The 19,032-nt window shown below is 61.0% G+C and carries 17 protein-coding genes, 1 tRNA gene and 1 pseudogene; 5 read left to right on the top strand and 14 right to left on the bottom strand.

From position 1 onward, the window contains the following. Positions 1–260: 260 nt before the first annotated feature. Positions 261–1,562, top strand: coding sequence for an MFS transporter (locus AC4LE2_RS17180; protein ID WP_491826899.1), 1,302 nt, complete (start codon positions 261–263; stop codon positions 1,560–1,562). A 174-nt stretch (positions 1,563–1,736) separates the two neighbouring features. Then, the gene (locus AC4LE2_RS17175) at positions 1,737–2,921 is read left to right on the top strand and encodes an amino acid aminotransferase (RefSeq protein ID WP_491826898.1); all 1,185 of its coding nucleotides are present in this window, start codon (positions 1,737–1,739) and stop codon (positions 2,919–2,921) included. A 133-nt stretch (positions 2,922–3,054) separates the two neighbouring features. Here AC4LE2_RS17175 and AC4LE2_RS17170 read toward each other — a convergent pair whose 3' ends face one another. The 9 genes from AC4LE2_RS17170 to pilB form a co-directional block, all read right to left on the bottom strand. Further along, positions 3,055–4,080, bottom strand: a complete 1,026-nt coding sequence (locus tag AC4LE2_RS17170) for a branched-chain amino acid aminotransferase (protein ID WP_491826897.1) — start codon at positions 4,078–4,080, stop codon at positions 3,055–3,057. 131 nt (positions 4,081–4,211) lie between these two features. Next, positions 4,212–5,741, bottom strand: coding sequence for a histidine ammonia-lyase (gene hutH / locus AC4LE2_RS17165; RefSeq protein ID WP_491826896.1), 1,530 nt, complete (start codon positions 5,739–5,741; stop codon positions 4,212–4,214). Positions 5,742–5,889: 148 nt separating this feature from the next. Next, positions 5,890–7,203: an NAD(P)/FAD-dependent oxidoreductase gene (locus AC4LE2_RS17160; protein WP_491826895.1), complete on the bottom strand. Its 1,314-nt coding sequence runs from the start codon at positions 7,201–7,203 to the stop codon at positions 5,890–5,892. A 298-nt stretch (positions 7,204–7,501) separates the two neighbouring features. Beyond that, positions 7,502–8,131, bottom strand: coding sequence for a DUF1780 domain-containing protein (locus AC4LE2_RS17155; protein WP_491826894.1), 630 nt, complete (start codon positions 8,129–8,131; stop codon positions 7,502–7,504). Between the two features lie 79 nt (positions 8,132–8,210). Next, positions 8,211–8,414 carry a DNA gyrase inhibitor YacG gene (gene yacG, locus AC4LE2_RS17150; RefSeq protein WP_491826893.1) on the bottom strand — a complete coding sequence of 68 codons (204 nt, stop codon included), beginning with the start codon at positions 8,412–8,414 and terminating at the stop codon, positions 8,211–8,213. Continuing rightward, positions 8,411–9,034, bottom strand: a complete 624-nt coding sequence (gene coaE, locus AC4LE2_RS17145; protein ID WP_491826892.1) for a dephospho-CoA kinase — start codon at positions 9,032–9,034, stop codon at positions 8,411–8,413. The genes yacG and coaE overlap by 4 nt, the downstream gene beginning before the upstream one ends. Further along, positions 9,031–9,906, bottom strand: coding sequence for a prepilin peptidase (locus tag AC4LE2_RS17140; protein WP_491826891.1), 876 nt, complete (start codon positions 9,904–9,906; stop codon positions 9,031–9,033). The genes coaE and AC4LE2_RS17140 overlap by 4 nt, the downstream gene beginning before the upstream one ends. After that, positions 9,907–11,133 carry a type II secretion system F family protein gene (locus AC4LE2_RS17135; RefSeq protein WP_491826890.1) on the bottom strand — a complete coding sequence of 409 codons (1,227 nt, stop codon included), beginning with the start codon at positions 11,131–11,133 and terminating at the stop codon, positions 9,907–9,909. It abuts the gene before it with no gap. Between the two features lie 3 nt (positions 11,134–11,136). Further along, complete coding sequence (pilB, locus tag AC4LE2_RS17130; protein ID WP_491826889.1) at positions 11,137–12,834, bottom strand: type IV-A pilus assembly ATPase PilB; 1,698 nt, start codon at positions 12,832–12,834, stop codon at positions 11,137–11,139. Positions 12,835–13,059: 225 nt separating this feature from the next. On the opposite strand from pilB, the gene AC4LE2_RS17125 reads away from it, so the two are divergent. Together AC4LE2_RS17125 and AC4LE2_RS17120 are read left to right on the top strand one after the other, a co-directional pair. Further along, the gene (locus tag AC4LE2_RS17125) at positions 13,060–13,473 is read left to right on the top strand and encodes a pilin (RefSeq protein ID WP_491826888.1); all 414 of its coding nucleotides are present in this window, start codon (positions 13,060–13,062) and stop codon (positions 13,471–13,473) included. Positions 13,474–13,683: 210 nt separating this feature from the next. Next, positions 13,684–13,759 (top strand) — tRNA-Thr (locus AC4LE2_RS17120). Positions 13,760–13,846: 87 nt separating this feature from the next. Here the strand turns inward: AC4LE2_RS17120 and AC4LE2_RS17115 are convergent. From AC4LE2_RS17115 to AC4LE2_RS17105, 3 genes and pseudogenes are all read right to left on the bottom strand, one after another. Further along, a complete protein-coding gene (locus AC4LE2_RS17115) occupies positions 13,847–14,605 on the bottom strand; it encodes a class I SAM-dependent methyltransferase (protein WP_491826887.1) in 759 nt (252 codons plus the stop codon). A gap of 272 nt (positions 14,606–14,877) precedes the next feature. Next, the gene (locus AC4LE2_RS17110; protein WP_491828165.1) at positions 14,878–15,579 is read right to left on the bottom strand and encodes a methyl-accepting chemotaxis protein; all 702 of its coding nucleotides are present in this window, start codon (positions 15,577–15,579) and stop codon (positions 14,878–14,880) included. A 228-nt stretch (positions 15,580–15,807) separates the two neighbouring features. Continuing rightward, a pseudogene (locus AC4LE2_RS17105) lies at positions 15,808–15,918 on the bottom strand (hypothetical protein); the annotation flags it as partial. An 839-nt stretch (positions 15,919–16,757) separates the two neighbouring features. On the opposite strand from AC4LE2_RS17105, the gene AC4LE2_RS17100 reads away from it, so the two are divergent. Then, positions 16,758–17,543 carry an EAL domain-containing protein gene (locus AC4LE2_RS17100; protein WP_491828164.1) on the top strand — a complete coding sequence of 262 codons (786 nt, stop codon included), beginning with the start codon at positions 16,758–16,760 and terminating at the stop codon, positions 17,541–17,543. Positions 17,544–17,550: 7 nt separating this feature from the next. On the opposite strand, the gene AC4LE2_RS17095 is transcribed toward AC4LE2_RS17100, so the two are convergent. Then, positions 17,551–18,096 carry a cupin domain-containing protein gene (locus tag AC4LE2_RS17095; protein ID WP_491826886.1) on the bottom strand — a complete coding sequence of 182 codons (546 nt, stop codon included), beginning with the start codon at positions 18,094–18,096 and terminating at the stop codon, positions 17,551–17,553. A gap of 42 nt (positions 18,097–18,138) precedes the next feature. Then, positions 18,139–18,987: a carboxylating nicotinate-nucleotide diphosphorylase gene (gene nadC / locus AC4LE2_RS17090; RefSeq protein WP_491826885.1), complete on the bottom strand. Its 849-nt coding sequence runs from the start codon at positions 18,985–18,987 to the stop codon at positions 18,139–18,141. Positions 18,988–19,032 lie beyond the last annotated feature (45 nt).

Raw genomic sequence — 19,032 nt, 5'->3', positions numbered from 1 at the left:
GGCCCGTCTTTGTTCAAGTTGGAGCAAGGCTGTAGTAGGTTGTCATACAACATAGTTGAAGTTAGTGCTTTTATAGCCTAAAGCGCTATAAGCCAAGGTTATCAAGGGTTATAAGCCGACAACGGTTTAGCGCTTCAGGTGTGGATCAGCTGAAGATCTGTTTGACAGAGGGCTGGCGTGAACCTATAACGTGCGCAGTAGTACGACGACACATATCGTCACACTTATCTCGACAAAAACAATATAAAAGAGTGTTAGCCATGAAAATCAAAGGCATCCGCTGGTGGATGGTTGGCCTGGTGACGGCAGGGCTTATCGTCAACTACCTGGCCCGTAACACGCTGTCGGTGGCCGCGCCCACGTTGATGCAAGAGCTCACCATCACCACCGAGCAGTACGCCAACATCGTCGTGGCGTGGCAGTTGTGCTACGCGTTCATGCAGCCAGTGGCCGGCTATGTGCTCGATGCCATTGGCACCAAGATGGGGTTTTTCACGTTTGCACTGGCATGGTCAGCCGCGTGTGCCGCTGCGGCCCTGGCCACGGGTTGGCAGAGCATGGCCTTCCTTCGTGGGCTTTTGGGGCTGACTGAAGCGGCAGGGCTGCCGGCAGGGGTGAAAGCCACCACCGAGTGGTTCCCTGCCAAGGAGCGTTCCGTTGCCATCGGCTGGTTCAATATAGGGTCTTCGATTGGCGCGTTGCTGGCGCCGCCCTTGGTGGTATGGGCCATCCTGCAGAGCGGCTGGCAACTGGCGTTTCTGATGGTAGGCGCCTTGGGTATCGCCTGGAGCTTTGCCTGGTTGGTGCTGTACAAGCACCCTCGGGACCAGCGCCTGCTGGGTGAAGAGGAACGTCAATACATCCTCTCTGGGCAGGAAGCACGCTTCAAGGAAGTACCCCCGCAAAAAGGCGGCTGGAAAACCATCATCACCAGCCGCAACTTCTATGCAATCGCCTCGGCGCGCATCCTCTCCGAGCCTGCCTGGCAAACCTTTAACGCTTGGATTCCGCTGTACTTGATGACCGAGCGACACATGAACATCAAGGAAATCGCCCTGTTTGCCTGGCTGCCTTTCCTGGCAGCAGACATAGGCTGCGTATTGGGCGGTTACCTCAGCCCGTTTTTCCATAAGCACCTGAAGGTGTCGTTGTTCACGTCGCGCAAGCTGGTGTTGCTGTTCGGCGCCTCGTGCATGATAGGCCCGGCCTGTATTGGCCTGGTAGAGAGCCCTTACACCGCGATCCTGCTGCTGTGCATCGGGGGCTTTGCGCACCAGACGCTTTCGGGCGCGCTGTACTCGATCACGTCCGATTCCTTCGGCAAGCACGAGGTGGCCACTGCCACGGGCATGGGTGGCATGTTTGGCTACCTGGGGGCTGCCGCGTTTACCCTGGTGTTTGGTGTGTTGGTGACCAAGATTGGCTACAGCCCTCTGTTCGTTGTGCTGGCTGTGTTCGATATCGTGGCGGCGATTATTGTCTGGAAGGTGGCCCGCGAGCTGACCTCCCCACCCGCCCTACTGCCCACCGATGATGTACAAGGTAAGCCTGTGGCGGTGTGAGGCTTTGTGGTGCGGTTGCGCTCAGGTGCCTTGACCCCGAGAGGGCGCTGTGGGGTAATTCCGAGGCTGGGCGGCACTTGCCCATCCATCAACCCACAGGGTGCCCCCGGGGCGCCGGTACACCTGGCCCACTGCTGCGCGATCGCGTTCGGGGCCTCTTTCCTTGAGGTGCTTATGTTCGAACACTTACCCCTGTACGCTGGCGATCCCATATTGGGGCTGATGGGGGAGTTTGCCGATGACCCACGGCCGAACAAGGTTAACCTGGGCGTTGGCATCTATTACGACGACCTGGGCCGTGTGCCCTTGTTGGCCTCGGTCCAGCGGGCCGAGGAAACCCTGGTTGCCGAGCACCAGCCGCGTAGCTACCTCCCCATGGAAGGGTCGCCCGCCTATCGCAAGGTGGTGGAGCAGTTGCTGTTCGCTGACAGCGTGGACACCGCCCGCCACGGCGTGGCGATTATCCAGACGGTGGGCGGTTCAGGTGCCTTGAAAGTAGGCGCCGATTTCCTTAAAAGCGCCTGGCCCGAGTCTGAATTGTGGGTATCAGACCCTACCTGGGACAACCACTTGGGTATTTTCCAAGGGGCAGGGTTCAAGGTAAACCGTTACCCGTACTTCGAGCCTGGCCGTAAAGCCTTTGATTTCGACGGTGCGATGGCTGAGCTGGCTAAGCTGCCGCCTAACGCCATCGTGCTGCTGCACCCGTGCTGCCATAACCCTACGGGCATCCAACCTGAACGCGAGCAGTGGGTGCCGATGCTCGACCTGCTGCAGGCGCGGGGTGCGATCCTGTTCCTGGATATCGCCTACCAGGGGTTCGGCAAGGGCTTGGACGAAGATGCGTGGTTGATCCGTGAGTGTGCCCGGCGCGGGCTTGAGTTCCTGGTGGCCAGTTCCTTCTCTAAAACCTTCTCGTTGTACGGCGAACGGGTAGGGGCGCTGAGCGTTCATACCACTCACGCCAGCCAGGCTCAGGTCTTTGGCCAGCTCAAGCTGCATGTGCGGCGCAACTACTCCAGCCCTCCTATGTTTGGGGCCAGTATCGTGGCGCGGGTACTGAGTGACGCTGCCCTCAATCAGCAATGGCAAAGCGAGCTTGGGCACATGCGCGAGCGGATCACTCAGATGCGCGCAGCCTTGGTGGAAGGGCTCAGCACGCGGCTCCCCGAGCAGGATTTCGGCTTCCTGGCCCACCAGGAGGGTATGTTTGCCTATACCGGCCTTAGTGCCGAGCAGGTACGTAGGTTAAAGGCTGAGCATGGCGTGTATGCCGTGGAAACCGGGCGTATCTGCATCGCAGGCTTGAGCCCCAGTAACCTCGATCACGTGATTGAAGCCTTCGCGGCGGTGATGTAGCGGCAGGCCCATGTGCGTTGGGGCTCGGCCAAAAGGCCAGAGCCCCGTTCGCGAACTTCGCCGTTGGCTACGTTCACTCCTACCCAAAGGTTGATTGCAGGGGCGTTCACCCCTCACCACAGGTGGCTGATATTCAGTCGACCTTGACGACCCAACCCTGCGGGCCTTCGAGTTCGCCGCTCTGAATGCCAGTCAGCTCCTTGTACAAGCGCTGGGTGAACGGCCCTACCTCGGTTTCGCTGTAGAACACGTGCATCTTGCCCTTGTACTCAATGCCGCCGATCGGCGAAATCACCGCTGCGGTACCACAGGCGCCGGCTTCGGCGAAACGATCGAGTTCGTCGATATGCACGTCGCCCTCGATCACCTCCAGCCCCAGGCGGCTGGCAGCCAGCTCTAGCAACGACAAGCGGGTGATGCCTGGCAGCACGGAGTGGGACTTGGGTGTGACGAACTGCTTGCCGTCCTGGGTGATGCCAAAGAAGTTGGCCGAGCCCACTTCCTCGATCTTGGTGTGGGTTTCAGGGTCCAAGTAGATGCAGTCGGCGAAATTCTGTTTCTTGGCCTCGGCACCGGGCATCAGGCTGGCAGCATAGTTGCCGCCGACTTTGGTAGCGCCGGTACCGTTGGGCGCGGCGCGGTCGTAGCCGGAGATCACGAAGTTATGCGGCTTCATGCCGCCTTTGAAGTACGGGCCAACAGGCACGGCAAACACGCTGAAGATGAACTCGGGTGCCGTACGTACGCCAATGTTATCGCCGATACCGATCACGAAAGGGCGCAGGTACAACGCGCCGCCAGAACCATAGGGCGGGATAAAGCGTTCATTGGCCTTGACTACCTGCTTGCAGGCGTCGATGAACTGCTCGGTGGAGACCTGAGGCATCAGCAGGCGGCCGCAGCTACGCTGCATGCGCAGGGCATTCTGGTCGGGGCGGAACAGATTGATCGAACCGTCTTTGGCGCGGTAGGCCTTTAAGCCTTCAAAGCATTGCTGGCCATAGTGCAGCGCAGTGGAACCCTCGCTGATATGCAGCACATTGTCTTCGGTCAGCTCGCCGGCCTGCCAGGCGCCATCACGCCAGTACGCCAGGTAACGCAGGTCGGTCTTGATGTAGTCGAAGCCCAGTTTGTCCCAATCGATGCTTTCGTTGCCCATGACACCCTCGATCAACAGTTTCAGCTGGCTCTACGGCAGCCGTTCTTCACCTTGGGATAATAATGATTTCTGACAATTTGTCCGAGGCTTTCGCGCACCAATCGCAACATCAGCTCCAGGGCTTCACCTTATTACCCGTACAGGCACTGCGCCGGTAGCCATTGCTCAAACGCCCCTCCCTCTACCCATGCTCGCGCGCAGGCGATGTCTGGCGCGAAATAGCGATCTTCGTGGTAGTGGCCCACGTAGGCCCGCACCATCGTCATGACACCTTGCAGCAGAGGCGAGGTAGTGAGGGGTGCAAGCAAGTCGATGCCTTGAGCGGCGCCCAGTAATTCAATGGCTACCACTGCGCTGCTGTTGCCGGCCATGTCCTGAAGGCGTCGGGCGGCGAAGGTGGCCATGGACACGTGGTCTTCCTGGTTGGCCGAGGTAGGCAGGCTGTCCACGCACGCCGGGTGGGCCAAGGTTTTGTTCTCCGATGCCAGCGCCGCCGCCGTGACTTGAGCAATCATGAACCCCGAGTTAAGGCCGCCTTCTTTCACCAGGAACGCTGGCAAGCCCGACAGGGCAGGGTCAACCAGCTGAGCCATGCGGCGCTCAGACAGCGCGCCGATCTCGGAAATCGCCAGTGCCAACACGTCGGCGGCCATGGCCACAGGCTCTGCATGGAAGTTGCCACCTGACAGCACATCGCCTTCTGCGCTGAACACCAAGGGGTTGTCCGACACCGCATTGGCCTCGCGCAGGAATACCCCCGCTGCAAAGCGCATGTGGTCCAGGCAGGCGCCCATTACCTGCGGCTGGCAGCGCAGGGAGTAGGGGTCTTGCACGCGCGGGCAATCCCGATGCGACTCACGGATCTCGCTGGTTGCCAGTAGTTCGCGGTAAAAGGCCGCCACCGCGATCTGGCCGGGCTGGCCACGCACCGCCTGGATGCGCGGATCGAAGGGCGCGTCCGAGCCTCTGAGGGCTTCGACGGTCAGGCTGCCGGCTACCACGGCCGCGCTGAACAACCGCTCGGCCGCGAATAACCCACGCAGGGCCAACGCGGTGGACACCTGCGTGCCGTTGATCAACGCCAGCCCCTCTTTTGGGCCTAGCTCCAGCGGTGTCAGCCCGGCCAGCGCCAAGCCTTCGAGGGCGTCCATTTCCCGCCCCTGGTGGCGTACCTTGCCTACGCCGATCAATACCGCCGCCATGTGCGCCAGGGGCGCCAGGTCCCCTGATGCACCGACCGAGCCTTGCGAGGGAATGCAAGGGTACACCTTGGCGTTATAGAGGGCCGTCAACCCCGCGATCACTGCCCAGCGCACCCCGGAAAACCCTCTGGCCAAGGAGGCGACCTTCAAGGCCAGTATCAGGCCGACCGTGGTGTCATCGAGCAACGGCCCGGTGCCCGTGCAGTGGCTGAGCAGCAGGTTTCGCTGCAAGCGGGCAAGGGAGTGCTCTGCGATCGAGGTACGCGCCAGCAGGCCAAAGCCTGTATTGATGCCGTAGACGGTGCGGCGGCTGGCGATAATTTGGGTCACTGTGGCGGCGGCGTTGTCCACCAGGGCACGCGCCGAGGCCTCCAGCTCAAAGGCGGGCTGGGTGTAAAACAGGGTGCGCAGTTGAGCAAGGTCGAACAGGCCGGGCTGAATGAGCAAGGGCGCAGGCATGACGGGTGTCCTGGACAGTGACGGTGCCCGTTATCTAAGCCTGTATATACAAGTATGGCAAGCAGCATTTGCCGGCCCATTCAGGGGCTGGCAAGCCCTTCCGAGCGCTGCGCTTGGCCGGAAGGGCTTGCCAGCTGGTGCAACAAGGCTAATGGAGTTTGAGCCTCGGCTCGGTGCCTCGGCCCAGTCGGCTGCCGAGCATGGCCATGGCGGTGCGGAAGGGGCCGAACAAGGCCACCTGGTGCATGCGGTACAGCGACACGTAGAACATGCGCGCCAGCCAGCCTTCGAGCATGACGCTGCCGGTAAGGTTGCCCATCAGGTTGCCCACGGCCGAGAAGCGCGACAGCGAAATCAGCGAGCCGTAATCCGTGTAGCGGTACTCCGGCAGCGCGCCGCCTTCCAGCCGCTGCTTTAAGGATTTCACCAGTAACGAGGCTTGCTGGTGAGCGGCCTGCGCGCGTGGCGGTACGTTGCGGTCGCTGTCCGGTTGCGGGCAGGCCGCGCAATCGCCGAAGGCAAATACGTTGTCATCGCGGGTGGTTTGCAGGGAAAGCCGTACCTGAAGCTGGTTGATACGGTTGGTTTCCAGGCCGTCGATGTTCTCGAGGAAGGCCGGGGCGCGAATCCCTGCCGCCCACACCTTCAACCGCGCCGGGATCACCTTGCCATCGGCGGTGATCAGGTTGTGCTCGGTCACTTCGCTGACGGCTGCGCCGGTGAGCACGGTGACGCCGAGTTTTTCCAGGGTGCGGTGCACAGGGGCGCCGATGCGCTCAGGCAACGCTGGCAGTACGCGCGGCCCGGCTTCTATCAAGGTGATGCGCATGTTTTCGGGGCGAATGCGCCCTAGCCCATAGGCGGCCAGTTCGTGGGCTGCATGGTGCAGCTCGGCAGCCAGCTCGACGCCCGTGGCACCGGCGCCGACGATGGCAACGGTGATTTCTTCCGGGGGATCGGCGAGCTGCTGAGTGTCTTCCTGAGCGTGAACGCGCAAGTAGGCGTTTAGCAATTGCTGGTGGAAACGCTCGGCCTGGCGGCGGGTGTCCAGGAACAGGCAATGTTCCGCCGCGCCTTTGGTGCCGAAATCATTGGTGGTGCTGCCCACGGCGATCACCAGGGTGTCGTACGACAGCTCACGCTCGGGCACCAGTTCACGGCCCTGTTCGTCTTGAGTCGCCGCCAAGGTGATGCGCTGGCGGGCGCGGTCCAGGTTGCTCATACGGCCCAGCTGGAACTCGAAGTGGTTCCACTTGGCCTGGGCCAGGTAGTTGAGTTCGTCGCCCGAGGAGTTCAAGGAGCCCGCCGCCACTTCGTGCAGCAACGGCTTCCAGATGTGGGTGAGGTTGGCGTCTACCAGGGTAATGGAGGCTTTACCGCGCTTACCCAGGCCTTTACCCAGGCGAGTCGCCAGTTCCAGGCCGCCAGCGCCGCCACCGACGATCACGATGCGATGTTTCATGGAGGTATCTCTTAAGGTTGAAAAATCTGGAGCGCCCTGGCCGCAAACGGCGGTAGCAGGGCAGGGATGGGGCGAGCGCAAGGCAGCTTCGAGCGCCCATCCAGGCTGTTGCGTGATTCAGGTTGCGCGAGTAGACCGCCAAGTAGTCACTCTGTTGCACTTGGCCCGCACAAAGCTGTTGAGGTAAATGCCTGCATTGCAGTCACATGCGGGTAGACGGCGGGCATTGAAAGGAAGGCAGGGCTACGCGGTGTGCCAGTTGTATCACTGCGCCAGGTTAGGCGCCACGGACGTAATGTCACAGGGTGATCCCTACGTCGAATAAAATGCTGCGGCCCAGGTTGGCCCGTAAAAAATCCGGGGCGGCGGGGTGTGCGAACAACACCCGTGCAAAATTGGGCCCCACCAGTGACAGCGACCGCCAGCCCTGGCGCAGGTATTCCGTTGGGGGCGGAAAGTGGCTGTTGAGGTTGAGCACGTCGCGCTTGAGGCTGGCGAACGCAACCATGTCGAGCTGGCTGAGGTCTAGCCCGCGCTCAAGGTAGTTATGGGCTTTTTTGCGCAGGGTAGGCCCAAGCCTGGCCAACAGTTCCGGCGCCCGTATGCGCTTGGGCCGTGCTTCCCGGCGAACCAGTTGGTGTAGTGAAAACGCACTGCGCCGCCGCTTGAGTTCTTCACGCCACTCGTCATTGAGCCGGCGGCCTTCATCCAGCACAAAGAACACCTCGAAATTTGCGTCGCGGAACAACACGTCAGGGGGTTCCTGAGGCACAGGCAGGAATTCTTCGTTGCCGTAGGTGATGTTCAAACCCTGCAGCAGGCGCTGGCATACCCAGCGCTCGCGCTCCCACTTGCGGGCATTGGACAGCAGCGCGTTGGCTTGCTCAGCCTGGGTGGTCAACAGGCGCAGGTAATCGGAATCGTCCATGGCCTTGCCTCATGTGCGGCGTAGCCTATTGGTAGCAGCGATGGGGCGAGAGGACAAGCCCCCGCCACCTGGCAAAGCCTCAGTGATGACTAGGCGGCAGGTCGCCGCTGAATAGCTCATCTTCAGACTCTTCGCGCCCGGCGATCTTATGCTCCTCGGACGCCCAGGCGCCTAGGTCGATCAGCTTGCAGCGGCTGGAGCAAAACGGCCGGTCCGGGAACGCGCTGCTCCATTCCACAGGCGCACCACAGGTAGGGCAATTGACGAGCGAAGGTTGGGTCATGGTCGGTTTCCAGCTAAAGGCAAATAAGCGATGTGCAGGCGGTCTACCGCGGCGTGCAACACGTCGAGGCTGCTGTCGTTGACGATCACGTCGTCTGCTACGGCCAGGCGATCTTCCCGGGTGGTCTGGGCGGCCAGGATGGCTTCTACCTGGGCCTGGCTGGTGCCGTCACGCCTGAGCGTGCGGGCGATCTGCACATCCCGGGGCGCGTCGATCACCAGCAGGCGGTCGGCCAGGCGGTACTGGCCGGACTCTATCATCAGCGGAGAGACGAACACGGCGTACACCGACTGCGCAGCATCCAGGCGCTCGGCGATTTCAGTGGCGATCAACGGGTGCAGCAGCCGTTCGACCCACAGGCGGTGGTCGCTGTTTGCGAAAATCAGCGCCCTTAGTGCCGCACGGTCGAGGGTGCCATCAGCCGTCAGCACGCCATCACCGAACTGCGCCGCCAGCGCTGCCAGCGCGGGGCGTCCGGGTTCGACCACCCAGCGCGAGGCCTGGTCGGCGTCTATCACCTCCAGGCCCAGAGCGGCGAAACGGTCGGCGGCAGCGCTCTTGCCGCTGCCGATACCACCCGTAAGGCCCAGTACCCACGGGCGTGTGCGAGGTGCGTTCATGCGTCCAGCCCTGCGAAGCGAAGGTAGGCGGCCGTGAGGTCACTGCCCCAGATAATGGCGATCCAGCCTGCCACCGCCAGGTAAGGCCCAAACGGAATAGGGGTGCTGCGCTGGGCGCCTCGGGCACGCAGCAGCAGAGTACCGATCAGCGCGCCAACGGCCGACGACAGCAGGATCGTCAACGGCAGGATCTGCCAACCGCCCCAGGCGCCAATCAGCGCCAGTAACTTGAAGTCGCCGTAGCCCATGCCGTCTTTGCCGGTGATCAGCTTGAACAGCCAGAACACCGCCCACAGGCTCAGGTAACCTGCTACCGCGCCCCATAAGGCATCGGTCAGTGGCACGAACAGGCCCAAGGCGTTGACGATCAAGCCCAGCCACAGTAGCGGCAGCACGAGTGTGTCGGGCAGCAGTTGGTGGTCCACGTCGATCAGGCTCATGGCCAGCAACCCCCAGGTCAGCAGCAGCAGGGTGCCGCTTTGCCAGGTGGCGCCGAAGTACCAGGCTACCAAGGCAGACAGCAGGCCACAGCTGAGCTCTACCAAAGGGTAGCGTCGCGAAATGGGCGCCTGGCAGGCTGAGCAACGGCCGCGCAACCACAGGTAGCTGAGCACCGGGATGTTTTCCAGGGCAGTAATCGGGTGCCCACAGTGAGGGCAGGCGGAGCGCGGCACCACCAGGTTGTAGGCAGGCTCGGGGGTATCAGCAGGCAGGTTGAGGTACGCCCGCGCCTGAGTGCGCCACTGAGCGTTCATCATGATCGGCAACCGGTGGATCACCACATTCAAAAAGCTGCCTACCAACAGCCCCAGCACCAGGGCGCACAGCACGGTGGCCAGCGGCGAGCTGGCCAGGAGGTCGAAAGCGAGCATTTACACCACAGAGCCGAGCTGGAAGATAGGCAGGTACATGGCGATCACCAGGCCACCTACCAGTACACCCAGTACAGCCATAATCATCGGCTCCATCAGGGTGGTAAGGCTGGACACGGCGTTATCCACTTCCTCTTCGTAATAGTTGGCGACCTTGCCGAGCATTTCGTCCAGCGCACCGGACTCCTCGCCAATGGAGGTCATTTGTACCGCCATGCTGGGAAAGATACCCGTGGAGCGCATGGAGGTGTTCAGTTGCATGCCTGTGGACACGTCCTGGCGCACCTGATTGACCGCAGTGCGAAACACCACATTACCTGTAGCCCCGGCCACGGAGTCCAGCGCCTCCACCAAGGGCACGCCCGCCGCAAAGGTGGTGGACAAGGTACGCGCGTAACGCGCCACCGAACTCTTGTAGAGGATCTGGCCGATGATCGGGGTTTTCAGCAAGGCGCGGTCGACAGTGTCCCGAAACTTTACGTTCTTCTTGTAGGCGCGGCGAAATAGCACGCCAACGCCAATGAGTGCAGGCACCAGGATGTACCACCAGTTCTGCACCAGCTCGGACAAGTTGATGACCATCTGAGTAAAGGCGGGTAATTCCGCGCCAAAGCCTTCGAACACACTTTGGAACTGTGGCACCACTTTGATCAGCAAAATGCCCGACACAATAAAGGCCACCACCAATACCGCGATGGGGTAGGTCATGGCCTTCTTGATCTTGGCCTTGAGGGCTTCGGTTTTTTCCTTATACGTGGCTACACGATCCAGCAGGGTTTCCAGTGCACCGGCTTGTTCGCCCGCGTGTACCAGGTTGCAGTACAGGTCGTCGAAGTATTCAGGTTTGCGCCGCAACGAGTTGGCAAAGCTGTTACCGGCCGCCACCTCTTGTTTCAGCTCATTCACCAGGTCGCGCATGCTTGGCTTGTCTACGCCTTCGGCAATGATGTCGAACGCCTGCAGCAACGGCACGCCCGCGCGCATCATGGTTGCCATCTGGCGCGTGAAAAAGGCGATGTCCAACGGCTTGATCTTCTTGCCTCGGCTGAAGATCGACGTGGATTTCTTGCGGATCTTGCCGGGCACTACCCCCTGGCGGCGTAGCTGCGCCTTGATCAAGGCGACGTTGAGCCCGGTCAGCTCGCCCTTGAGCCGGTTGCCTTTGCGGTCCACGCCTTCCCAATGGAACACACTGGGTTGCGCGGCCTTCACTGCTTTTACCGCCATGGTTTAATCCTTGGTCACCCGGTTGACTTCTGCGAGGCTGGTCACGCCTTGCATAACCTTTGCCAAGCCTGACTGGCGCAGGTCGCTGAACCCTTCCCGGCGCATTTGCGCGGCGATGTCGATGGAGTTGGCCGCCTCCATGATGAGCCGTTGCAGCGCCGGGGTGTTTTTAACCACTTCATAAATGCCCTGACGGCCACGGTAGCCGTTATTGCACTGGTCGCACCCCTTGGGCTCGTACACCTTGAAGGTGCCAATGCTGGCTGCCGGGAAGCCTTCTTCAAGCAGCGCGTCGCGGGGGATGTCTGCTTCCACCTTGCAGTGCGGGCACAGCTTGCGCGCCAGCCGCTGGGCGATGATGAGGTTCACCGAGGTGGCGATGTTAAAGCCGGCCACACCCATGTTTTGCAGGCGGGTGAGGGTTTCTGCCGCGCTGTTGGTGTGCAGTGTGGAGAGCACCAAGTGGCCCGTCTGCGCAGCCTTGATCGCGATCTCGGCGGTTTCCAGGTCACGGATTTCCCCCACCATGATCACGTCCGGGTCTTGGCGCAGGAACGAGCGCAGCGCGGAGGCGAAATCCATCCCCTGGCGCGGGTTCACGTTCACCTGGTTGATGCCTTCCATGTTGATTTCCACCGGGTCCTCGGCAGTAGAGATGTTGATGTCTACCGTGTTGAGGATATTAAGGCCGGTATAGAGCGACACGGTTTTACCCGAGCCCGTGGGGCCGGTGACCAAAATCATGCCCTGCGGCTGATTCAACGCTTGGAGGTACAGCTCCTTTTGATTCTCTTCATAGCCTAGGGCATCGATGCCCATCTGGGCGCTGGTGGGGTCGAGGATACGCATCACGATCTTCTCGCCCCACAGCGTGGGCAGGGTATTTACCCGGAAGTCGATCGCCTTGCTTTTGGAGATGCGCATCTTGATGCGCCCGTCCTGAGGCTTGCGGCGCTCGGAGATGTCCAGGCTGGCCATCACCTTCAAGCGCGCGGCAATACGCCCGGCCAGGCTGATGGGCGGCCGCGCCACTTCGCGCAACATGCCATCAGTGCGGAACCGCACACGGTAGGCGCGCTCATACGGCTCGAAGTGCAAGTCTGACGAGCCGCTGCGGATGGCATCGAGCAGCATCTTGTTGACGAAGCGCACCACGGGCGCGTCGTCCGCGTCATTGCCGGGGGTGGCATCGTTGCGGTTGTCGTCCACCGCCTCCACATCGAGGCCGTCCAAGTCCACATCGGCCAGGTCTTCAAGGCCGGTGGTGCTTTCGAAGTAGCGGTCGATGGCGTCGCTGAGCTTGTCGTCTTCCACCAAAATGGCTTCGGCGTTCAGCCCGGTGTTGAACTGGATGTCAGTGATGGCTTGCTGGTTGGTGGGGTCGGATAACCCGATGAACAGCTTGTTGCCTCGGCGCCAGAGGGGCAGGGCGCGGTGCTGGCGCACCAGCCGCTCATTCACAAGGCCCTGGGGGAAGGCTTCTTTGTCGATGGTGGAGATGTCCAGCACCGCCATGCCGAACTGGTCAGCGGCCAGCTCCGCGATGTCCCGCCCCCGTACCAGCTTGGTCTGGACCAGGTAATGCACCAGAGGAATTTTGTTGCGCTGCGCCTGTTGAAACGCCTGCTGAGCGTTTTTTTCGTTCAATAGCTCTGCGACGACCAACTGCTTGGCCAGGCCGGTGAGGGCAATGTCATTCATGGGTGGCGAAACTCCTTCGGTCGCTGTTTATAGCGTAGTCCACCCTTGGGTGCCAAATACGTAGGATGAAGTGACAAAAATCGTCAGTTTGCGACGCACCGCAGGGAGCGGCGAAATGATGGCCAATTAGGGTGATTGTCTGAAAACGGGCGGTGCGCAAGGTTGGCACGCCCGTTGCTCTGTTACCCGCAGGCCATCAGGCCCTCTCGCATTAGGAGAATACGAATGAACAACCAGAAGGGTTTTACCCTGATTGAATTGATGATCGTCGTGGCGATCATCGGTATTTTGGCGGCGATTGCTATTCCTGCTTACAGCAAGTATCAAGCTCGCGCCAAGCTCACGGCAGGTCTTGCAGAGGTCACAGCTGCGAAAAATATCGCTGAGGACTTGCTTAATGGCGGTACAGCTATTACTGCAATCGGAAACGTAACAGGCGTCGTCACCCCTACGCAGAACTGCGCTTTAACTGCAAACTTGGCTGGGGGTCAAGGTACTATTGCATGTGCCATACGGAACGCCCCTCCTTCAGTAGCTAGTGCAACAGTAACTTGGACACGTGATATCCAAGGGGCTTGGGGCTGCGCTACCGCTGGTGCTGCTACCGCCGATTTGGCACCTAAGGGTTGCCCACAATAGCCTTAACTAATTCCCTATACCACATCAAAAAGACGAAGCCCGCTTATAGGCGGGCTAGGTTCATTATTTATGTATCGTCGTAGATGGTCCTAGGTTTCGGGCATATCTAATTTCTTCTTCCGCTCACATCTTCTAAGAATCAATTCCCCACTCCCTTGTCTACCGGTTGCCTACCCTCACATCTGATGGTAACTTCTGCACCCGAAACACGCCGGTGTAGCTCAGTCGGTAGAGCAGCGCACTCGTAACGCGAAGGTCGTAGGTTCGATTCCTATCTCCGGCACCATCTCCCCAGCGGCCTAGCCCGCCTTGCATTCTGATGATCCCCACGCCTATGTAGGCGCCAGCAAAGCTGGCGAATAATCAACAGCCGCTACCCCTCCCGACAAAACCGATACGCCCGCGTCTCATACGGAAACGCGATCTCAGCCTGCCCGTTCAACGCCGGGTGCTCGTGAATCAGCGCCTCCAGTTGCCGCGCCACTACCGCTTTCTGGGCCTCAGGCAAGGCCGCGATAAAACTCACCGACATGAAACGGTCCATGATGACCGCCTGTGGCGGCCCGTGATGGGTGTAGGCGAAGCGCGTTTCAGGGGCTTCGCTGAACAGCTCGCCGTCGAACGGCGTGCGCCATTGGCCGGTGTGGAAACGCGGTGCGTCGCCTTCGTACGGCGTGATGATGTCGGTGATGGCCGCTACCCAGTCCACGCTTTCGTCCCGCACGTTCCATATCAGCCCCAGTTGCCCGCCTGGCGTAAGCACCCGGTGGATCTCCCGTAAGGCGGCCTTGTTGGCAAACCAATGAAATGCTTGGCCGCACACCAGCGCGTTGGCACAACCTGCATCCAAAGGGATGCGCTCGGCGGTGCCGTCAAAGAGCGGGACCTGTGGAAAGTGGCGGGAAAATTCTGCGCGCATGGCGGCGACAGGCTCGACGGCCATGATCGACGCCCCCGGGTTGAGCAGGTGAGTGAGCTTCCCGGTACCCGCGCCCAGGTCAACGACCGTAGCGCCCTCGGTAATACCCAGCACCTGCTCCAGCCAGCTCCGCAAGGCCGGCGGATAGCCAGGTCGGCCCGTGCTGTAGGCGGTGGCTTGTAACGTAAAACCCACCTGTGCCGCGTTATGCATAGTGCGCTCCTGTATCCGGCAACCCTCAACCTTTGTAGCAGCCGAGCTTGCTCGCGACCTGGCGTATTACATAGGTTGTGCCTAGTCGCGAGCAAGCTCGGCTGCTACAGAGTACCGGTCTGATGTGGTGTGCCTAGTCGCGAGCAAGCTCGGCTGCTACAGGGTACCGGTCTGATGTGGTGTGCCTATTCGCGAGCAAGCTCGGCTGCTACAGAGCACCGTATTAGGTAGTGCGTCTGGTCGCGAGCAAGTCGTATAGGGCGAGGCAGTGGTTACCCCAGCTTAGACGTCAGCGCACTCATCTGCCCGGAGAGGTCATGCAGCCGCCCGCTGGCTTGTTGGGTGCCTCGCACGCTTTCCTGGTTCGCCACCGCGATGGTGGTGATGTCGGTAAGGTTGCGCGAGATGTCTTCGGCCACCGCAGTCTGCTCTTCGGCGGCGGTTGCGATTTGCTGGTTCATGCCGCGCATGGCTTCGATGGCCGACGTGATGCGTTGCAGCATGGCGCCGGTCTGGTTCACCTGCTCTACGCTGTTTTCGCTGCGCTGCTTACCGGCTTCGATGGCCCGGGCGGCATCGTGGGTGCCCAGTTGCACCGCGTCGATAATCTGGTTGATCTCGCTGATGGACGACGAGGTGCGCTGCGCCAGGCTGCGCACTTCATCGGCAACCACCGCAAAACCACGGCCGGCTTCGCCTGCGCGTGCAGCTTCGATGGCGGCGTTGAGCGCCAGCAGGTTGGTTTGTTCAGCGATCCCCCGGATCACTTCCAGCACCTTGCCTACGCGCCCGCTGTCGGTCTCCAGCTTACGGATCACCGACGCGGTGGTTTCGATCTCGTTACGCATGTGATTGATCGCCTCGATGGTGCCTTGCATCACCTGCTCACCCTGCTGGGCAGAGCGGTCGGCGTCTTCGGCAGCCTTGGCCGCTTCCTGAGCGTGGCGAGCCACTTCCTGGGCAGTGGCGGACATTTCATGCATAGCGGTGGCTACTTGGTCGGTGCGGTGGAATTGCTCTTCAGTACCCGTCGCCATGCGCCGGGCGATCTCATTCAAGCCCGAGCTTGCGCCATCCAGCTCGACGGCGTTGCGCTTGAGGCGGGTGAAGGTTTCGTCGAGGAAGTCACGCAAGGTATTAGCGGCGATAGCCAGCTGGCCCAGCTCGTCTTCACGGGTGTTGGCCACGCGGTCCTTGAACTTGCCTTTACTCAGGTCGGCCACGTAAGCAATCAAACGGGTTACAGGTTCAACCAGGCGACGGCTGACCAGCCACAGGCTCAGTACGGCCACAGCGATGGCTGAGAGCACCATGACCACCGTGCCCACCCACATGGCGCGTTCGGTATCGGCGCTGATCACGGTAGCCTGGGTGCGGGCGGCTTCACTCACGTCTTTCGCCAACTGGCTCAACTGGTCGGTAGTGGCGCGGTCGATGCCCTGAACGCTCTTATCGCCCGCCACCGGGTCGGCACCGGAGGCGACAAAGGCGTCACGCCCCTGGGTGTAGGCCGCCAGCAGGCCTTGGTGGTTGTCACGCAACTTCACCGCGCGCTGCTTGACGTCGTCGCCCAGGCCTGGCTCGGCGATCAATTGGCCCAGCAGTTGCTGAACGGCGCGATGACGGTCTTCGAATTGTGCCCAATATTTATCTCGGTCCGCCGGTTGCTTGCCGCGCAGCAGCACGTTTTTCCATTCCTGCACTTGCACCTTGAATTGCAGGTTGGTTTCTTCCATCAATTGCGACGCGCGCACGGGCCCTTCGACCAGTGCACGGTAGTCCCGCACTCCTCCGGCCAAAAACTGAAAGCAGCCTAGGGCAATAAGCAAAATGGCAAGCAAGCTGCTGCCGATCAATAGCAGCATTTGGGCCTTCAACGAAGTCTTCAGTGACATGTCAGGTACTCAAACGTAAGGGTAGGGGCGGTTAGCCATCTGGAACAGTCCCTGTCCCTCACACACCTATCGGCGGCCTTTTACTTTCATTTAGCGCGCTAACAACCGTTCGTCTGTTGCTCACAAGAAACCCAGCGCATGGCCGAAACTTGGTTAACCCATGGCGTAAGACCGCATGCAGTAGAACTCGCAAGTTTGATGTCTTAATGCCACTATCTCATGCTGCCACCAAGAGTGTTACGCCCATGCCCTTGCCCATGCTTAAGCCCAGGCCGACATTTGACCAACCCTTCGTACCCGTTGGGTGCGCTCAATGCCGTTCGTTGGAGCAACTGGGTTTCGAGTTCACCATGGCCTTCCAGCCCATCATGCACGTGCCCAGTGGCGTGCCGTTCGCCTATGAAGCCCTGGTGCGCGGCCTCAATGGCGAGGGCGCCGGGGAGATCCTGGCCAAGCTGAACGACAGCAACCTCTATCGCTTCGACCAGGCGTGCCGGGTCAAGGCCATTGAACTGGCAGCAGGCCTTGGCCTGGCGAACCTGCCCGACTGCAAACTGAGCATTAACTTCTTCCCCAATGCCGTGTACCGCGCCGAGGCCTGCGTTCGTGCCACGGTCGAGGCGTCGCGGGAGTTTGGCTTCCCGCTCAACCGGCTGATGTTCGAAGTGATGGAAGGCGAGCGGGTTATCGACCCGGACCACTTGAAGTCTATTTTTGCCGAGTACGAACGCCAGGGCTTTACCACGGCCATCGACGACTTCGGCTCAGGTTACTCAGGCCTCAACCTGCTGGCCACGTTCCAGCCGCAGGTGATCAAGCTGGACATGGTGCTCACCCGCAACATCAACGCCGACCCTGTACGCGAAGCCATCGTGTCCGGGATCGTACACGCCACGGGTCGGCTGGGGATCAAAGTGATCGCGGAAGGGGTGGAGACTGAAGCAGAGCGCGATGCCTTGCTCGCGCTGGGCATCGAGCTGATGCAAGGCTACCTGTTCGCCAGGCCAGAGGTCGGGTGCTTGCCGCTGGCGACCAAGGGCTAGCGAGCGGTTAGAAATTCGCAGGCGTATTGGCGCTGATGATTTCCGCTTCGTCGGGGCCGATGTTCTTGAAGCTATGGGGCAGGGTGGTGGGGAAGTAGTAGCCATCCCCCGGCTGCAGAATGCTCACCTCGCCATTGATCGTGACTTCGATGGTGCCACGCGTGACCAGGCCGCACTCTTCACCCTCGGGGTGCACGATAGGCTCGCCGCTGTCCGCGCCAGGGGCGTACAGCTCGCGCAACATGCGCATGCCACGCTGCTTCACGGTAGCCCCCACCAACAGCAGGCGTACGCCGTGCCGGCCTAGATCGGGCTGGTTGGCGGCGCGAAAGATATGAGGGTTTTCGGCAGGCGCTTCTTCAGGGGTGAAGAAATCCGCCAGGGACATGGGAATGCCTTCGAGCAGTTTTTTCAGTGAGCTTACCGACGGGCTTACGCGGTTTTGCTCGATCAGCGAAATAGTTGCGTTGGTGACGCCGCTGCGCCTGGCCAGCTCACGCTGGGACAGTTGGTGGCGCTCACGCACCCATTTCAGTCGTGGCCCGATGTCCATAGCACCCTTATCGATTCAAAGAGAAAGTACGGCCAGGGCCGCTTACAGGCTAAGGCGCATCGACAGGTCGACCGCCTTCACGTCTTTGGTGAGCGTACCCAGCGAGATATAGTCCACACCCGTTTCGGCCACTTGGCGCAGCGTACTTTCGTCGATGCCACCGCTGGCTTCCAGGCGCGCCCGGCCTGCGGTAATGCGCACGGCTTCGCGCATGTCGGCCAGGCTCAGCTCGTCAAGCATGATGATGTCGGCCCCACCCGCCAGTGCCTGGTTGAGTTCATCCAGGCTTTCCACTTCTACCTCCACCGGCTTGCCCGGCGCGATGCCATGGGCGGCGGCGATGGCCTCGGCGATGCCTCCGCAGGCAGCGATGTGGTTTTCCTTGATGAGGAAGGCGTCGAACAGGCCGATGCGATGGTTATGACAGCCGCCGCAGGTCATCGCGTACTTCTGTGCCAGGCGCAGGCCCGGTAGGGTTTTTCGGGTGTCCAGCAGGCGGACCGAGGTGTGCGCAACTTGGTCTGCGTAATGCTGGGCGCGGGTGGCCACGCCAGACAGAAGCTGCAAGAAGTTCAAGGCCGAGCGCTCGCCTGTGAGCAGTGCGCGGGCCGGGCCTTCGAGGCTGAACAGCACTTGATCGGGGGCTGCGCGGTCGCCGTCGGCCACGTGCCAATGCACCGCCACACGAGGGTCCAGCTGGCGGAACACCGCATCCACCCAGCCACAGCCTGCGACCACGCATGCCTGCCGGGTAATCACCTTGGCCTGCGCCAGGCGTTGCTCGGGAATCAACTGCGCGGTGATGTCGCCGGTGCCGACGTCTTCGAGCAAGGCGCGGCGCACATTGGCGTCGATCTCGGTGGCCAGGTCAGCGATCCTGAGGTTGGGCATGGGGCAGCTCCGGGGCAAATTCCGGGGCGATTATAGGGCAGTGCC

Source organism: Pseudomonas sp. 9.3L, from assembly GCF_058536285.1.
Note: the sequence above shows the minus strand (reverse complement) of the source record. Positions and strands in the feature narration are given on the sequence as shown.

Coding starts and splice junctions, on each gene's coding strand:
- AC4LE2_RS17180 (WP_491826899.1), top strand. CDS start 261: ATGAAAATCAAAGGCATCCGCTGGTGGATGGTTGGCCTGGTGACGGCA.
- AC4LE2_RS17175 (WP_491826898.1), top strand. CDS start 1,737: ATGTTCGAACACTTACCCCTGTACGCTGGCGATCCCATATTGGGGCTG.
- AC4LE2_RS17170 (WP_491826897.1), bottom strand. CDS start 4,080: ATGGGCAACGAAAGCATCGATTGGGACAAACTGGGCTTCGACTACATC.
- hutH (WP_491826896.1), bottom strand. CDS start 5,741: ATGCCTGCGCCCTTGCTCATTCAGCCCGGCCTGTTCGACCTTGCTCAA.
- AC4LE2_RS17160 (WP_491826895.1), bottom strand. CDS start 7,203: ATGAAACATCGCATCGTGATCGTCGGTGGCGGCGCTGGCGGCCTGGAA.
- AC4LE2_RS17155 (WP_491826894.1), bottom strand. CDS start 8,131: ATGGACGATTCCGATTACCTGCGCCTGTTGACCACCCAGGCTGAGCAA.
- yacG (WP_491826893.1), bottom strand. CDS start 8,414: ATGACCCAACCTTCGCTCGTCAATTGCCCTACCTGTGGTGCGCCTGTG.
- coaE (WP_491826892.1), bottom strand. CDS start 9,034: ATGAACGCACCTCGCACACGCCCGTGGGTACTGGGCCTTACGGGTGGT.
- AC4LE2_RS17140 (WP_491826891.1), bottom strand. CDS start 9,906: ATGCTCGCTTTCGACCTCCTGGCCAGCTCGCCGCTGGCCACCGTGCTG.
- AC4LE2_RS17135 (WP_491826890.1), bottom strand. CDS start 11,133: ATGGCGGTAAAAGCAGTGAAGGCCGCGCAACCCAGTGTGTTCCATTGG.
- pilB (WP_491826889.1), bottom strand. CDS start 12,834: ATGAATGACATTGCCCTCACCGGCCTGGCCAAGCAGTTGGTCGTCGCA.
- AC4LE2_RS17125 (WP_491826888.1), top strand. CDS start 13,060: ATGAACAACCAGAAGGGTTTTACCCTGATTGAATTGATGATCGTCGTG.
- AC4LE2_RS17115 (WP_491826887.1), bottom strand. CDS start 14,605: ATGCATAACGCGGCACAGGTGGGTTTTACGTTACAAGCCACCGCCTAC.
- AC4LE2_RS17110 (WP_491828165.1), bottom strand. CDS start 15,579: ATGTCCGCCACTGCCCAGGAAGTGGCTCGCCACGCTCAGGAAGCGGCC.
- AC4LE2_RS17100 (WP_491828164.1), top strand. CDS start 16,758: ATGCTTAAGCCCAGGCCGACATTTGACCAACCCTTCGTACCCGTTGGG.
- AC4LE2_RS17095 (WP_491826886.1), bottom strand. CDS start 18,096: ATGGACATCGGGCCACGACTGAAATGGGTGCGTGAGCGCCACCAACTG.
- nadC (WP_491826885.1), bottom strand. CDS start 18,987: ATGCCCAACCTCAGGATCGCTGACCTGGCCACCGAGATCGACGCCAAT.